Genomic DNA, 14,434 nt, shown 5'->3' on the forward strand with positions numbered 1-14,434 from the left:
ACGGTTTCAGACGATGTTATCACGTATATCGAAAAAAAGAACTCGGATTTCAGGGTTTCCACATCCTGCGGCGGCCCGATCCTCATGCCCGTCTCGTTGAAACCGCCGAAAAACACCGACGTGCAGATCAGGGCCGGGCGCCACCGCATCTATGTCTCGATGTACCAGGCGCCGTATCTCGATACGATCGACATGGCGCTTATTCCATTCTATGAGCATGACTGACCATGCCGTTTGAAGAACTGCCCCATCAGGCCGATGTCCGTGTGCGCGTCACGGCAGATTCCTGCGACGCTCTCTTTGCAGAGGCAGCCAGAGCAATGTTTTCTATCATGTACGTCGCCTGTGAGGAGGGCGGGATCGAGCGCCGGGTCTCGGTGAGCGCCCCCGACATGCCCCAGATGATGGTCGACTTCCTCTCAGAGCTGCTCTTTATCGCGGAGGTCGAACGGGTGGTCTTCTCGTCGTTCGAGGTCACGGTGAAGGGCACCGCGCTTGAGGCCGTGGCCCGCGGCGAAGCCTTCGACCCCGACCGGCACCGGGGCGGGATGGAGATCAAGGGAGTTTCCTACTCCGGGCTCAGGATCTTCCGTGACGGGGAAGAATTTTGTAGTGAGATACTCTTTGATGTGTGAGGTGTGCTGATGCTTGCGGGGATTGAGAGGATCGATGAGGTTGAGTGGGAAGTACCGATTGGTTACGTCCCTGGCATGCGGGTTCCAGGCCGTTTTTTTCTCTCGGAAGACCTATCCGAAACCCTTGAGGCCGGGGCCGTCCAGCAGCTGGCAAACGTGGCCGTCCTTCCCGGGATCGTGCGCTATTCCCTTGCCATGCCTGATATCCATTCGGGATACGGTTTTCCCATCGGAGGGGTCGCGGCATTCGAGCAGGAGACCGGGGTGATCTCGCCGGGGGGCGTCGGCTACGACATCAACTGCGGTGTGCGCCTGATCGCCACCCCGCTGACGCCTGACGACATTACAAATCCCCGCGCCCTGATCGAAGCGCTGTTTACCACCGTGCCGACAGGGGTGGGTGCGGAGAGCGAGATGCGCATATCCCCGCACGACCTCGAGGAGATCATGGTCGAGGGCGTCGACTGGGCGGTTGCCGCAGGCTACGGCACCGAAAAGGACGCCGCCCACTGCGAAGAGGGGGGGAAGATGCCGGACGCACATGTTGCGCCGGTATCGAAAAAAGCCTGCCAGCGGGGAATGCCCCAGGCCGGGACCCTCGGATCGGGCAACCATTTCCTTGAGATCCAGACGGTGGACGCCGTCTATGACAACGAAGCGGCGCAGACCTTCGGCCTGAGCGCAGGGCAGGTCTGCTTCATGATCCACTGCGGTTCACGCGGCCTTGGCCACCAGATCTGCACCGACCACCTCCGGACGCTTGAGTCGGCCACGCGGCGATACGGGATCGAGATCCCTGACCGGCAACTCGCCTGCGCCCCGTTGCATTCGCCTGAAGGAGAGGCGTACTTCGGGGCGATGGCGGCGGCCGCAAACTATGCGTGGGTGAACCGGCAGGTGATCACCCACCAGGTCAGGACGGTGCTGAACCGGATGTACGGGATCGACTACGAGGAGATGCCGCTGGTGTACGACGTCGCCCATAACGTGGCCAAGATGGAGAGGCACACCACCGATAAAGGTCGCCAGACACTCTGTGTCCACCGGAAAGGGGCGACACGGGCGTTCGGGCCGGGCTGCCCTGAGGTCCCGCAGGACTACCGCGCCGTCGGCCAGCCGGTGATCATACCCGGGAGCATGGGAAGTGCGTCCTATGTCCTTCATGGGACGACGACCGCCATGGAAAAGACCTTCGGAAGCACCTGCCACGGGGCTGGCAGGGTGATGAGCCGGACGAAAGCAAAAAAGGCGACGCCGGGCAGCGAGGTCAGGAAAGAATTGCTGAAACAGGGGATCATCGTCAGGGCGACGAGCGACGCCTCAATCGCAGAAGAGGCCCCTGATGCCTACAAGGAGAGTTACAAGGTGGTGGATGTGGTGCGGCGCGCCGGCCTCTCGCTGCCGGTGGTGCGCCTCCGCCCGATCGGGGTGATCAAGGGATGATAGCAAAGGCAGCGATCCTCTGGGACGAGCCCGGGACCTTCAACCGGTTTGTGAACGAGTGTTGCGGGATCTGCTGCGATCACGTCAACCAGCACCTGATCGCCTCCCCCTTCTATCGAGGGCGCTATGTGGCGCTGGTCGTCCCGACGGGGTTTGGAAACCCGCGCTATTGCCGCCTGCTCCCGGGCCTGCGGGCGGCGGCCCCGCGGATCAGACGATTTGTCGAGAACGGCGGGCGTCTCCTGGTCTTCGGCGCCGCAGACGAGCGGCCCGGCGCCTACGACTGGCTGCCCTTCCCGGTGGAGTACAGGCACGAGTACAGAGAGAGAGCACTCTGTTTCCCGGGCAACACGCCATATGCCTCTCTCATCGACGGCTACGATGCCGGGGCCGTCGAGACCGACGGTATCTTTCCTGTCCACGGCGGCGAGACGGTCGCCGAGACGCCTGAGGGCGAGGCGGTCATCATCGCAAAAGAGATCGGCGATGGTGTGATTGTTGTCGCCGCAACCCACGAATACCCGTCGGCAAAATTTATGGGCGCTTTCTGCACTGCGGAAAGAGAAACCTTATTTTAGAGAAGAGAGATGGAGTGTACAGGTGTAATCATGGATCAGTATATCATCGCTGCCTCTTCCACCCCCGAGGATCTTGTGCCGGTCGTTATGGCGGTTCACTCCATTCTCAACCGCCTTCCGGTGACAGCGCGTTCCCGGGACCGGCCCGGCATTCGTGTCGAGGAGGGACGGGTGGTCGATGACCGCTACACCGGTCCGGTGCTCGAGGATGCCATCGCTGAGAACGCCATGAAAAAGACGGTCCCGGTCTCCGGGCCGTATCGCGGCGTGCCTGTGGTCGTCGCCCCGGTCAGGGACGGATCGGGTGCAGCGATCGGCGCCATCGGCGTCGTGGACATCACCGGTATCTTCGACCTTGCCACACTCATGGAGCACCATTCAGCGATCCTCCAGCAGGTCTGCGGGAAGGACCCCTGTCCTCTCCCGACAGAGTCTGTCTCTGCCAGAAGGTAATAGCCATGAACGACACGATACAGCAGGTCTTCAAAATTCTTGAGTCTGCCGAGGGCCCGATCACGGCCGATGAGATCAGCAGGGAGCTCGGGATCCCCAGATCGACGGTCTCCCACCATATCAAGGAGCTCAGGGAGAGCGGCCATGATATCGAGTCATCCCTCGATGCGGGATACCTTCTTGTCAGGAGCGCCGGCCCCATCACGCCTGAGGCGATCAAAAAAGTGCTCAGGACCTCCTTTGTCGGCATCGACACGCGCTACTACGAGAGCGTGGGGTCCACGAACTGGGCGGCGAAAAAACTCTGCATGGAAACCGATCCCGCCCTCCTCAACGGGACGGTGGTGGTCGCCGAAGAGCAGACCGGCGGGTTTGGAAGGCTCGGGCGGGCATGGGCCTCACCGAAAGGCGGCATCTGGGCAAGCATCATCTTAACGCCGAAGATGCCGGTGGACTCGCTCTTCATGATCATGATGGCGGCCTCGATCTCGGTGGCCCGGGCGATCAGGCGGAAATACGATCTCGGCGCCCTGATCAAGTGGCCAAACGACGTATATATCGGGGATAAAAAGGTGGCCGGCCTGCTGCTCGAACTCTCGGCCGACGGCGACGAGATCCATTACTGTCTCCTCGGCATGGGCATCGACGCAAACGTGGACGTCGGGGAACTCTCTCCGGAACTGCAAAAGAGCGTCACCTCGATCAAGGCCGAACTCGGCCACGATATCGATCGCGCCTCCCTGCTTGCCATGATCCTGCGGGAGTTTGAGAGCCGGTATATGATCGTCCAGAGCGGTGAGTATGAACCGATCATCAGGGAGTGGAAGAGCCTCTCCCTGACGCTGGACAACCGCGTCTCGATCCGGACGGCTCGCAAGTCCTTCGAGGGCGTGGCGATCGATATCGACCAGCACGGCGCCCTGATCATCCGGAGGGACAACGGGCGCATCGAAAAAGTGATCGCAGGGGACTGTGTGCATCTGTAAGGGTTGCTGATGTACGGAGACGAGCGGCGTTCCCGGATGATCGCAGAGTCGGCAGGCTTTATCGCCCTGATTGCCGCGGGATCCTGGGTCTCCATCCCTTTTTTCCCGGTCCCGCTCACCCTTCAGACCTTCTTTGTCCTCCTCGCCGGTGCGGTGATGAAGTGGCGGGCGGTCGTGCCGGTCGGGCTGTATGTGCTGCTCGGCGCCCTGGGCCTCCCGCTTTTCCACAACGGGACGGCGGGAATCGGGGTTCTTTTCGGGCCGACCGGGGGTTTTATTCTCGGTTTTATCGCTGCCGGCCTCGTGGCGGGAATTGCCTATGAACATCGGTCCGACCGGATCAGGATCGCAGGGCTTGCCGCCGCATCGCTTCTGATCTATCTCTTCGGGGTCTCTTGGCTCGCCTTTTCGACGGGGATGGGGATCGCGGCGGCGATCGTGATTGGCATGGCTCCGTTTCTGCCGGGCGACGCCGTCAAGGCGGCAGCGGTGTTTTATGTCGCCAGACGGTTGCAATGATCGCACTTACGGACGTTCGCCACCAGATCCTCGCCATCCCCTCCCTCATCCTTCCTGAGGGAACGACCGCACTCATCGGCCCGAACGGGAGCGGGAAGTCCACGCTGCTCTCCCTGCTTGCCGGGCTGCATCTCCCGCAGGAGGGGAGCGTCCGCTTCGACGGTCAGTCTCCCAGGGAGGTCGAGATCGGATGGGTCGACGAGTTTCCTGATCAGAGCATCCTCTTCACCTGCGTCTTCGACGAGATCGCCGGCCCCTCCCGGTTTGCCTGCCTCTCCTGCGGGGAGACGGAGCGGCGTGTCCGCGAGGCCGCCAATCTGGTCGGGATCGAGGGGCTGCTTACGCGGACGGTCAGGGATCTCTCTGGCGGCGAGCGGGCCCTTGTGGCCCTTGCAACCGCCCTGTCTTCCCGCCCTGAGGTGCTGATCCTCGATGAGTTCGACTCGCACCTTGACGAAGAGACGGCACGGGCGGTGGAGCGGGCGATCGGCGCCTGCCGGTGCCCGTATGTCGTCAGGTGCACCCAGGACATGGAGGCGGCGTCCCGCGCCGATACGGTTGTCTTCCTCAAGAAAGGGTCGGTCGTCCATGCCGGTCCGCCCGCAGAGGTGTTTCTGGCACTTGAAAAAACCTGTTTCTACCCTGACCTCTGGAGGTGCGGTCGTGCAGGTGGCGCTTGAAGAGATCGCCTTCTCCCGCAGAGCGTTCACCCTCGCCTGTTCTGGCGTCTTTGAAGAGGGGATCCATCTTGTCACCGGCAGGGTGGGGAGCGGGAAGACGACGCTTGCTCTCCTCCTCACCGGCCTTTTGCAGCCAGACGCCGGGAGCGTGCGGCGCGAAGGCGTCGGGACGATGACCCTCTCCTTCCAGAACCCCGAGTACCATGTCACCGAGGCGACGGTCAGGGCCGAGATCGCATCCTATGGTGCGGACCCGGACGCCGTTGCCGGACGGTGCGGTCTTGCCGACCGTGTCGACGACGACCCGTTCCACCTCTCCCGCGGCGAACTCAAGCGGCTTCACCTCGCCTGCCTCTTTGCCCGCGCATGGGATCTGCTGATCCTCGACGAGCCCTTCAGTTCACTCGACTGCGTGCAGAAACGGCATCTCTGCCGTTGGCTGGAGGAGGGCGATGCCGGCATCACCGTGATCTTCACCCATGAACGCCAGGTGCTCCCGCGGGTCGACTATATCTGGGAGGTCGCAGACGGCAGGGCGGCGTGTCTCGGCCCGGTGCCCGGGGCGATCGGCCGCTGGCGGTATGCACCGCCGTACCTGAAGCGTGCACTCGAAGAGGGGCGCAGGCCTGCCAACATCAGGTTCGAGGACGTGAGGGAGGCGAGATGAAAGATGCACGGCTGAGAGTCTTCTGCACCCTCGCCCTCTCGCTTGCCGCCTTTACCTCGGTGGCCGGGGCGGCCCTCGTAGGCCTCTGGTGGGTCCTTTTCAGCCGGCGCCGGGAGTCCCTGCCCGCCCCGAAAACCATCGCCCTCGTCGCCGTCCCCCTCGTCGTTGCCGCCGTCGCCACCGAGATCGCCTCGGGGGGCGGGCTCTCCTATCTTTTCCGGCTCTCGGCCGTATTTCTCGTGGCGTTCTGGGCATATGGCGAACGGGTGCAGGGCGAGCTGCTCGGCGCAGGGGCGTCTCTCGCCGGCAACCGCATCGGGTTCGATCTCGGTCTTGCCGGGGAGATGGGCATGGAGGCCCTCGCCTCGCTCGAAGAGGATATCGCCCGGATACGCATGGCCCTCGAGCTCAAAGGTAAACGATGGGGCCCGGGCATGATCGTCCCCTTCGGGCGTGCGATCCTGCACGCACAGATGCGGCGGTCGGCTGAGCGCGCTGCTCTTCTGGCCGTTCGGGGATACCGGGGCGGGGGTTCGATCTGCCCTTCTTTCACCCGCACGCGAGCCGATTGCGCTGCAACTGTTCTCGCAGGAATCGTTGTATTTCTCTCTTTTGTACCTCTTAGTGATGTATTTATATGATCAGAATGAAAAATTGAGAGGCTTGTGGATATTTGAGAGCCCCGAGGTATTCAGATGAGTGCTGCCAGTCCTAAACGAGTTCATATTACCGATACGACGCTCAGGGATGCCCATCAGTCGCTCATCGCCACCCGAATGAGAACAGAGGACATGCTCCCTCTGGCTCGTAAGATGGATGATGTGGGCTTTTTCTCCCTTGAGGCATGGGGCGGGGCGACCTTTGACAGTTGTATCCGCTTTCTGAACGACGACCCCTGGGATCGCCTTCGCGATCTGAAGGCCGAACTCGACAAGACGCCGATCCAGATGCTCCTGCGGGGCCAGAACCTTGTCGGCTATCGCCACTATCCAGACGACGTCGTGGAGCGGTTCGTGGACGCCGCATATAAAAACGGCGTGGATATTTTCAGGGTCTTTGACGCCCTCAACGACGTCCGGAACATGGAGAAGGCGTTTTCCAGCGTGAAAGCGGCCGGCGCCCATCTTCAGGGGACGATCTGCTATACGACGAGCCCGGTGCACACGACGGCGAAGTTCATCGAGATGGCCGAGGACCTCTCGGCCCGCGGCTGCGACTCGGTCTGCATCAAGGATATGGCCGGGCTGATCATGCCCGGAGCGGCCCGCGACCTCATCGCCGGGATCAAGGAGCGCATCGATCTGCCGGTCTGTCTCCATTCCCACTCGACGAGCGGCGTGGCGCCGATGAGTTACCAGGCGGCAATAGATGCCGGCGTCGATATCGTTGACACGGCGATGTCGCCCTTCGCTCTGGGCACCTCGCAGCCGCCGACCGAGAGCGTGGTCGCATCGCTGATGGGGACCGACCGCGAGACCGGGATCGACCTGCACGCCCTTCATAAGGTCAGGGACCTCTGCATGCGGCTGCGGGAGAAATATCAGGGGCTCCTCGACCCGATCTCAGAGCGCGTCGATTCCGACGTGCTCATCTACCAGCTGCCCGGCGGGATGATCTCGAACCTGGTCTCGCAGCTGAAAGAGCAGGACGCCCTTAACCGCCTCGAAGAGGTGTTTGTGGAGATCCCGCGGGTGCGCCAGGACCTCGGCTACCCCCCGCTGGTGACCCCGACCTCCCAGATCGTCGGGACGCAGGCGGTGCTCAACGTGCTGATGGGCGGGAAGCGTTACGGCAACGTCACAAAGGAGGTCAAGGACTATGTGCGGGGGCTGTACGGGCGGTCTCCGGCACCGATCTCCGATGAGATCAGGGGGATCATCATCGGGACTGAGGGCGTGATCACGGTCCGCCCGGCCGACCTTCTTGAGCCGGCCTATCAGAAGATGCGCGAGCAGGCCGAGAAGGACGGGCTTGTCCGCAAGGAGGAGGATATCCTCACCTACATCCTCTATCCGGCGATCGCCCCGTCGTTCCTGAAAGGGGAGCGCAAGCCCGAGGGGATCCCGGAGAGAAGGGCGGCCGCCACTACCTCCTCTGCCGATATCCCGAGCTTCATGGAGGTCGAGGTCGACGGCGAGATCTTCTCGGTCAGAATCGTCTCGGTGGAGGGGAGTGCGGTCGACTCAGGCTCCAGGGCCGCCGGGACCGAGCTGCCCAGAGGGGAGATTGCAGGCGGGATCAAGTCCAACATGCAGGGCATGGTCCTCGAAGTGCGGGTGAGCCCGGGCGTGCAGGTAAAGAAGGGCGACGTCCTTCTGGTGCTTGAGGCGATGAAGATGGAGAACCCGATCTATGCCCCCACGGATGGGAAGGTCAAGGAGATCTTCGTGGACTCAGGGGATGTCGTCCAGAACGGGGATGTCCTGATGGTGGTCGAATGATGCTCTCTCTTTCTGTGGTCCTATGAGATATTTTGAGAAGGTACTCATCGCAAATCGCGGCGAGATCGCGATCAGGGTGATGCGGGGCTGCCGCGAGCTCGGCATCGAGACGGTCGCCATCTACTCGACGCCGGACAAAAACGCCCTTCATGTGAAGTATGCGGACGAGGGGTTCTTTGTGGGCGAGGCCCCGCCGCAGAAGAGCTATCTCAACATGGAGCGGATCGTCGAGATCGCCAGAAAGTCTGGCGCCGAGGCGGTGCATCCTGGCTACGGCTTCCTTGCCGAGAACGCGAAGTTTGCGAAGATGGTCGAGGACGAGGGACTGACCTTCATCGGGCCGTCGTGGCGGACCATCGAGATGATGGGCTCGAAGATCGAGAGCAAGCAGAAGATGCGGGAGGCCGGCGTGCCGGTGCTGCCGGGGACGCCCGGCGGGATCGCGAGCATCGACGAGGCGGCGCGGGTCGCCGAGGAGATCGGCTACCCGGTGATCGTGAAGGCGAGCGCCGGCGGCGGCGGGATCGGGATGCACATCGTCAACAGCCCGGAAGAGCTCGAGGAGGCGATCAAAGGGAGCATGAAGATCGCCGAGTCGGCCTTCGGGGATGCGACGGTGTTCATCGAGAAGTACCTGGTCAAACCCCGCCATATCGAGTTCCAGGTGCTGGCCGACAACTACGGCTCCACCCTGCACCTCTACGACCGCGAGTGCTCGATCCAGCGCCGCCACCAGAAACTGGTGGAGGAAGCGCCCTGCCCGATCATGACCGACGAACTGCGGGAGCGGATGTCGGCCTCGGCGGTGACGGTCGCAAAGGCGTCGGGCTACCGGAACGCGGGCACGGTGGAGTTTCTCTACTCGGGTGGCGAATACTATTTCATGGAGATGAACACCCGCCTGCAGGTGGAGCACACGATCACCGAGATGATCACGGGCATCGACCTGGTGAAGCAGCAGATCGCCATCGCATCGGGGCAGGATCTCTCCTTCGGGCAGGAGGACGTCTCGATCCGCGGGCACGCGATCGAGTGCCGGATCAACGCCGAGGACCCGATGAACAATTTCCAGGCTGATACCGGCAAGATCGTCCGGTACCGCTCGCCCGGCGGTCCCGGGATCAGGGTAGACTCCGGGATCCATATGGGCTATACGATCCCGCCGAACTACGACTCGATGATCTCGAAACTCTGTGCCTGGGGCCAGACGCGGATGGAGGCGATCGAGCGGATGCGCAGGGCGATCTACGAGTACGTGGTCCTGGGGGTGAAGACGACCCTGCCCCTGCACCATGCCCTCATGCACAACCGAGAGTTTGCGCAGGGCCGGACGCATACCCATTTCCTCCAGGAGGAGCATATCGCCCAGAGCCTCCGCCGCTCCCTGCGCGAGGAGGAGACCAGGATGGCCACGCTCGCCGACTCTCTGCGCCAGGGGAAGGAGATGGCGGCGATCTCCGCCGCGGTGAACGTGTACATCAACAGCCGGAAGCGCTGATCTGCTCCCGGCCACAACAACCTTTATTAGTGAATCCATCATTGTTATACTGCACTTAGGTGCAAACAACCGCGCTGCGGTGGCCTAGCTGGTTAGGGCGCCAGACTCATAGGGTTTTGAGCAAAAAACGAAGCGCCCGGATCTGAGACATCTGGAGGTCGGGGGTTCGGATCCCCCTCGCAGCACTTTTACGGCATTTTTGAGTTCCAATTTTGAATTGCGACTTTTAGAAGGCTCCATTTGATATCTTGATCTTCGGTCGAGCTATATAACCCTGTCGATGGTGGGGGTGGGGGTTGATCGGTGGCGCGCAGGGGGGTGCCATTTGATGAGGTGGAGGCTGATCGGATACTGCGCTTGGATAGTCATGGGTGGGCAGTGAACACAATTTCCAGAGGTTGATTTAGAGCAGGGTGATGATTGGTGGGTAAGTACATGCCTGACATTTTCCTTATCTAGGAAAAAGAAACCTCGGGTTTTCTAATATTATATCATGTGGGGTCTATCTTTGAAAACAAACATGGAAAGATTTTAGTTTCATTTATCTCAAGTTTTCTAAAATCTGAAATATTTCTTGGAAATGTTTGACACTATCTGAAAAGAGAGAGAAGAAATGATTCTATTTATAATACGGAGCGTGGATTTATCAATATCAACAAATAAATAGTTCATTATGCCTCTCCCGCCCAAATATTCTCCTCAAATCCTTCGTTTTGTGCATACCGCCGATCTCCACCTTGGAAGCCGGGTCCTGCGTCTCCCAGGAATGAATGCGGAGAACTCTACGGACCCAGTACTTCGCTAATTTTAGAGACCCCAAATCCCCCTCTACCGCCCGAAGCCCGCCCAAAATCGAAAGATCTATATAGATTGCAGGCTTCCCCTCATGCCTTTACCTAAATCGAGGGTGACCTGCAGAAAGAGCAACATTCTGAAACCTAAAGACTGTTGCGCCCCTGTTGTTTCGGCACTGGATCAGCATCTAACCATTCCCATTCAGGGAAAACTCACTCAAACGGACTTGATTTCTTCTCTGGTCGGCATGGCTGTAATGAATCAGTCAGTTCACTCAATCACCCACATCCTGGATCGGGTACCGTGCGAAACGTCCGTTCGCTACCACCTCAAAAAACTCGATATGGCCGATTTGGAACAGAATAACACCTCGATCCTCACCACCCATATGCACCACGTCCTCAAACCTGGGTACGCCTATCAGTTTGCGATTGACTTTACCAACGATCCGTACTACGGGTCAACCGATGAGGAGAATGAGGCCTATATCGTGCGAAGTAAGCGTAAAAAGTCAACAAATGAGTTTTATTCCTACATCACTCTGTATGTGACCACCAGGAACCGGCAGATGACGCTGGCCGTGTTCCCGGTGCGCCGGGATACCTCGAAGGTCGGATACATCGCGCAATGTCTCGATCGGATCACTGAACTCGGTCTTCGCATCGAAGTTCTCTGCCTGGATCGGGAGTTCTACACCCGGAAGGTGCTCGGGTTTCTGATGGACGTCCAGGTGCCGTTCATCGTTCCTGTCAGGAAACACGGGAAAAGGATGAAACAAGTCCTCCAGGGAACACACTCCCGGTATGCTGAATATCGGATGCACGGAAAACCGGTGCTGGTCCTGAAGATTGCGATTGCCGTGAAGTATGCAAAAGGAAAACGGGGTAAGCGCGGCGTTGAGAATCTGGGTTACGTCGTGGGAAACCTCCGGTGGAATCCCCATCGGGTCCATCAGACCTATCGGTCCAGGTTCTCGATTGAATCGTCCTATCGGATGCGCAACCAGGTGAAACCCCGTACGAGCACAAAAAACCCGGTCATCCGGTATCTCTACGCCATAATATCGTTCCTCCTCAAGAATATCTGGATCGATATACTCTGGAAGCACTTTTCCCCCGCGAAACAGGGACCACAAACCATTGAGGTGCGCGGCTTCCGGTTCAGCTCCTTCATGTGCATAATCTGGGAGGCGATCCGCACATCGATGAGGGGTGCCAGAGCCATTCCTGTGTTAAGGTATCCTGTTTAGGAAAGGGAGCGAGAAACGCCGTTGAATGAAATGAGAGGGAGGAAGGAATTAGAGAAGTACTGGGACCTGTCCGATGCAACCTACAGTGCCTGGAAAGAGATAATAGACCTCTGTATCAGGGAAGCGGTCGACTTCCTCCTGATCGCAGGCGATGTCTACGATAGTGCAGACCAGAACATCCGGGCGCAACTCCAGTTCAAAGAGGGTCTTAAACGGTTAGGTGAGAACGGCATCACCGCATACATCGTCCATGGCAACCATGACGCCGACGACGCGTGGTCAAAATCGATCGCAATGCCAGAGAATGCCGTCATCTTCTCATCCAAAAAACCGGAGTCCGTCATCCATCGTGACAAGGAAGGCAGACCCATCGCTGCTATCATAGGAATGAGTTTTGCAACAGCCCATATTCGCGACAACCTTGCAGAACTCTTCCCCCGACGGGAGATGAAATGGCCTTACACGATAGGCCTTCTCCACTGCAGCGTCGGAGGAGGATACGGCCATGAACCATATGCCCCCTGCAGTATTCAGGATCTCAGACGTTGCGGGTACGACTACTGGGCACTGGGCCATATCCATCAACCCACAGTCATCGATGATGGTGACTCGCGCATTGTCTATGCCGGCAACCCACAGGGACGAGACATGGGAGAGACTGGCGAGCGGGGGTGCCGTCTCGTGACGGTTGGTGCTGATGGCACCATAGAGGTGGAGGTTGTCAGGACCTGCGGATATCTCTGGCAGGAGATCGAGATCGATGCCAGCGGGTGTGAAGATCTCGGGATCCTTGAGGACCATATCCGAATGGATCTCTCCATTTTATCTGACAGAGAAGGAGTCCCTCTTGTTGGTCGACTCGTCCTCACCGGTGCGACAGTTCTTCACCACGAACTCGTCGTGGGAGGCGGGGTTGTTGCACTCACAGGTCGGCTGAGAGAGGATCAGCCAGGCGGCCGGTATCCTGTCTATCCAGAACGGATCATTTGCCAGACAGTCCCTGTCATCGACCGCAATGTAGCCCTTGCCCGTGACGATATCCTCGGAGAGATCTGTCGGCAGAGCGACGCGGCGGTATCAAAAGGGGGAGAACGAACCCGCTTGAGAGAGGAGATATCCTCCCTCTATAGATCCTATGCCCAGTCATATACGAGCGAACCAGATGACGAGGAATTCGACACGATCATTGGTGAAGCCGAGGCCATGCTCCTCTCATGTTTGTCTGAAGGAGGGAAAGAATGAAGATCTCATCCCTATACATTGACGGATTTGGGAAATTCCAAAACTGGAAGCCCTCCACCTCCTTTGGCGACGGCTTGACAGCGATCGTCGGTTCGAATGAGGCAGGAAAAACAACTCTCCTCACCTTCATTCGCCGCATGCTCTATGGTTTTCCAGATGGAAGGAAGAAAGATCTGAACCATTACACCCCGATCAATGGTGGGACGATCGGGGGCAGGCTGGAGATCCAGGGAGAAGACGGCAGGGAGTACATCCTATCCCGCACCGGTATTAGAGGCAGTCCCTCTCTCACCTATGCCGACGGTACCACCGCGAGGGGCTCGACACTCTCCTCCCTTCTTGGCCCCTGTGACCAGATCTTTTACGAGAACGTCTGTGCGATCGGGCTCGGGGAGTTGCAGGAGATCTCGACACTCAGAAGAGATGAGATCAGGGACAGACTGGCTGCTGCAGGTGCCGGAAACCTCCCTGTCCGGGATGTTGCAACCTCCCTTCAGACCTCTGCAGATGAGATCTATGCGGTCCGGGGAAAGAAAAAAAGGATCAATGCCCTGGTATCAGACCTGAAAGAGGTCGAGGCGAATATCAGCACCGTAAAGAAGAATCAGAGGGAGTACGATCAGATCAACGAGGAAATCAACCGGATGAGAGGGGCGGTTGCAGAGGAAGAGAGGAAGCAGAAAACTGTCGAAGAAGAGATTACGTACTTCAAGGCTCTCGGGCAGGCATGGGAGGCATTTACCGAACGAGAAGATGCCCGCAACATTCTGAGCACAATTCCAGAGACCGAGCCTTTTCCGGGCGATGCCCTGGAGAAAATCAATCAGGCAGAGAATGAGGTCCGGAGACTTGAAACGGAGTATGATGACCTGACTAAAGAGCACACCGGTTTAAAAGAAGAGATTGGCCACTGCGTGGTCAGGGGAGAGGTTGTCGATCAAGCCGACACCATACATGCACTTGAACCGAAGACCGAGTGGTACCGATCTCAGATGGCCGATCTAAATACGATCTCTAAAAATAATCAGGGTATATTTTATCCACAATTTACTGCAAAAACCAGATTCTTATTTTCTGCCTCTCCCCGGGGCCATGTCTTCAAGACAGGGGTGTTCCGGTAGACGGTGGCCTTGCCGGCGGTGAGGAGGATGTAGGCGCCGTGGTAGCGCTCGGGGTCGTATTGGTACCTCCCGGCGGGGAGTTCGGGCAGCCGCTGGAAGGGGACGCTCTGGCGGAGGTCGCCCGAAG

At 59.2% G+C, this 14,434-nt stretch carries 15 protein-coding genes and 1 tRNA gene; all 16 read left to right on the forward strand.

Annotation, left to right across the window (positions count from 1 at the left end; genetic code table 11):
* Positions 1 to 84 precede the first annotated feature (84 nt).
* The 16 genes from HWN36_RS12240 to HWN36_RS03705 all read left to right on the forward strand — a co-directional run bounded on the left by HWN36_RS12240 (position 85) and on the right by HWN36_RS03705 (position 14,307).
* Positions 85 to 225, forward strand: coding sequence for a hypothetical protein (locus tag HWN36_RS12240; RefSeq protein ID WP_343044918.1), 141 nt, complete (start codon positions 85 to 87; stop codon positions 223 to 225).
* 2 nt (positions 226 to 227) lie between these two features.
* Positions 228 to 635: an archease gene (locus tag HWN36_RS03635; protein WP_176788121.1), complete on the forward strand. Its 408-nt coding sequence runs from the start codon at positions 228 to 230 to the stop codon at positions 633 to 635.
* Positions 636 to 644: 9 nt separating this feature from the next.
* Positions 645 to 2,078 carry an RtcB family protein gene (locus HWN36_RS03640; RefSeq protein ID WP_176788122.1) on the forward strand — a complete coding sequence of 478 codons (1,434 nt, stop codon included), beginning with the start codon at positions 645 to 647 and terminating at the stop codon, positions 2,076 to 2,078.
* Positions 2,075 to 2,656: a hypothetical protein gene (locus tag HWN36_RS03645; protein ID WP_176788123.1), complete on the forward strand. Its 582-nt coding sequence runs from the start codon at positions 2,075 to 2,077 to the stop codon at positions 2,654 to 2,656. The genes HWN36_RS03640 and HWN36_RS03645 overlap by 4 nt, the downstream gene beginning before the upstream one ends.
* Positions 2,657 to 2,686: 30 nt before the next feature.
* A complete protein-coding gene (locus HWN36_RS03650; protein WP_176788124.1) occupies positions 2,687 to 3,109 on the forward strand; it encodes a DUF2111 domain-containing protein in 423 nt (140 codons plus the stop codon).
* Positions 3,110 to 3,114: 5 nt separating this feature from the next.
* Complete coding sequence (locus tag HWN36_RS03655) at positions 3,115 to 4,095, forward strand: biotin--[acetyl-CoA-carboxylase] ligase (protein ID WP_176788125.1); 981 nt, start codon at positions 3,115 to 3,117, stop codon at positions 4,093 to 4,095.
* A 9-nt stretch (positions 4,096 to 4,104) separates the two neighbouring features.
* Entirely contained in the window at positions 4,105 to 4,614 is a 510-nt protein-coding gene (locus HWN36_RS03660) for a biotin transporter BioY (RefSeq protein ID WP_176788126.1), read from the forward strand.
* Positions 4,611 to 5,294, forward strand: a complete 684-nt coding sequence (locus HWN36_RS03665) for an ATP-binding cassette domain-containing protein (protein ID WP_176788127.1) — start codon at positions 4,611 to 4,613, stop codon at positions 5,292 to 5,294. Before HWN36_RS03660 ends, HWN36_RS03665 begins: the two co-directional genes overlap by 4 nt.
* Positions 5,278 to 5,961 (forward strand): ATP-binding cassette domain-containing protein, encoded by a 684-nt coding sequence (locus HWN36_RS03670; protein ID WP_176788128.1) that lies wholly within the window; start codon positions 5,278 to 5,280, stop codon positions 5,959 to 5,961. Before HWN36_RS03665 ends, HWN36_RS03670 begins: the two co-directional genes overlap by 17 nt.
* Positions 5,958 to 6,602: a hypothetical protein gene (locus tag HWN36_RS03675; protein WP_176788129.1), complete on the forward strand. Its 645-nt coding sequence runs from the start codon at positions 5,958 to 5,960 to the stop codon at positions 6,600 to 6,602. Before HWN36_RS03670 ends, HWN36_RS03675 begins: the two co-directional genes overlap by 4 nt.
* Before the next feature lie 54 nt (positions 6,603 to 6,656).
* Positions 6,657 to 8,402, forward strand: coding sequence for a sodium-extruding oxaloacetate decarboxylase subunit alpha (gene oadA, locus HWN36_RS03680; protein WP_176788130.1), 1,746 nt, complete (start codon positions 6,657 to 6,659; stop codon positions 8,400 to 8,402).
* A 22-nt stretch (positions 8,403 to 8,424) separates the two neighbouring features.
* A complete protein-coding gene (locus HWN36_RS03685; RefSeq protein ID WP_176788131.1) occupies positions 8,425 to 9,900 on the forward strand; it encodes an acetyl-CoA carboxylase biotin carboxylase subunit in 1,476 nt (491 codons plus the stop codon).
* A gap of 73 nt (positions 9,901 to 9,973) precedes the next feature.
* Positions 9,974 to 10,085, forward strand: a tRNA-Met gene (locus tag HWN36_RS03690).
* 701 nt (positions 10,086 to 10,786) lie between these two features.
* Positions 10,787 to 11,944, forward strand: a complete 1,158-nt coding sequence (locus tag HWN36_RS03695; protein ID WP_176788132.1) for an ISH3 family transposase — start codon at positions 10,787 to 10,789, stop codon at positions 11,942 to 11,944.
* A gap of 30 nt (positions 11,945 to 11,974) precedes the next feature.
* Positions 11,975 to 13,186, forward strand: coding sequence for a metallophosphoesterase family protein (locus HWN36_RS03700; protein WP_246269947.1), 1,212 nt, complete (start codon positions 11,975 to 11,977; stop codon positions 13,184 to 13,186).
* Entirely contained in the window at positions 13,183 to 14,307 is a 1,125-nt protein-coding gene (locus HWN36_RS03705; protein WP_176788134.1) for an AAA family ATPase, read from the forward strand. Before HWN36_RS03700 ends, HWN36_RS03705 begins: the two co-directional genes overlap by 4 nt.
* Positions 14,308 to 14,434 lie beyond the last annotated feature (127 nt).

Source organism: Methanofollis tationis, from assembly GCF_013377755.1.
Taxonomy (GTDB): domain Archaea; phylum Halobacteriota; class Methanomicrobia; order Methanomicrobiales; family Methanofollaceae; genus Methanofollis; species Methanofollis tationis.

Excerpts from the sequence above, each read along its gene's own strand:
- HWN36_RS12240 (WP_343044918.1), top strand. The coding sequence starts at position 85 with ATGCCCGTCTCGTTGAAACCGCCGAAAAACACCGACGTGCAGATCAGG.
- HWN36_RS03635 (WP_176788121.1), top strand. The coding sequence starts at position 228 with ATGCCGTTTGAAGAACTGCCCCATCAGGCCGATGTCCGTGTGCGCGTC.
- HWN36_RS03640 (WP_176788122.1), top strand. The coding sequence starts at position 645 with ATGCTTGCGGGGATTGAGAGGATCGATGAGGTTGAGTGGGAAGTACCG.
- HWN36_RS03645 (WP_176788123.1), top strand. The coding sequence starts at position 2,075 with ATGATAGCAAAGGCAGCGATCCTCTGGGACGAGCCCGGGACCTTCAAC.
- HWN36_RS03650 (WP_176788124.1), top strand. The coding sequence starts at position 2,687 with ATGGATCAGTATATCATCGCTGCCTCTTCCACCCCCGAGGATCTTGTG.
- HWN36_RS03655 (WP_176788125.1), top strand. The coding sequence starts at position 3,115 with ATGAACGACACGATACAGCAGGTCTTCAAAATTCTTGAGTCTGCCGAG.
- HWN36_RS03660 (WP_176788126.1), top strand. The coding sequence starts at position 4,105 with ATGTACGGAGACGAGCGGCGTTCCCGGATGATCGCAGAGTCGGCAGGC.
- HWN36_RS03665 (WP_176788127.1), top strand. The coding sequence starts at position 4,611 with ATGATCGCACTTACGGACGTTCGCCACCAGATCCTCGCCATCCCCTCC.
- HWN36_RS03675 (WP_176788129.1), top strand. The coding sequence starts at position 5,958 with ATGAAAGATGCACGGCTGAGAGTCTTCTGCACCCTCGCCCTCTCGCTT.
- oadA (WP_176788130.1), top strand. The coding sequence starts at position 6,657 with ATGAGTGCTGCCAGTCCTAAACGAGTTCATATTACCGATACGACGCTC.
- HWN36_RS03685 (WP_176788131.1), top strand. The coding sequence starts at position 8,425 with ATGAGATATTTTGAGAAGGTACTCATCGCAAATCGCGGCGAGATCGCG.
- HWN36_RS03695 (WP_176788132.1), top strand. The coding sequence starts at position 10,787 with ATGCCTTTACCTAAATCGAGGGTGACCTGCAGAAAGAGCAACATTCTG.
- HWN36_RS03700 (WP_246269947.1), top strand. The coding sequence starts at position 11,975 with ATGAGAGGGAGGAAGGAATTAGAGAAGTACTGGGACCTGTCCGATGCA.
- HWN36_RS03705 (WP_176788134.1), top strand. The coding sequence starts at position 13,183 with ATGAAGATCTCATCCCTATACATTGACGGATTTGGGAAATTCCAAAAC.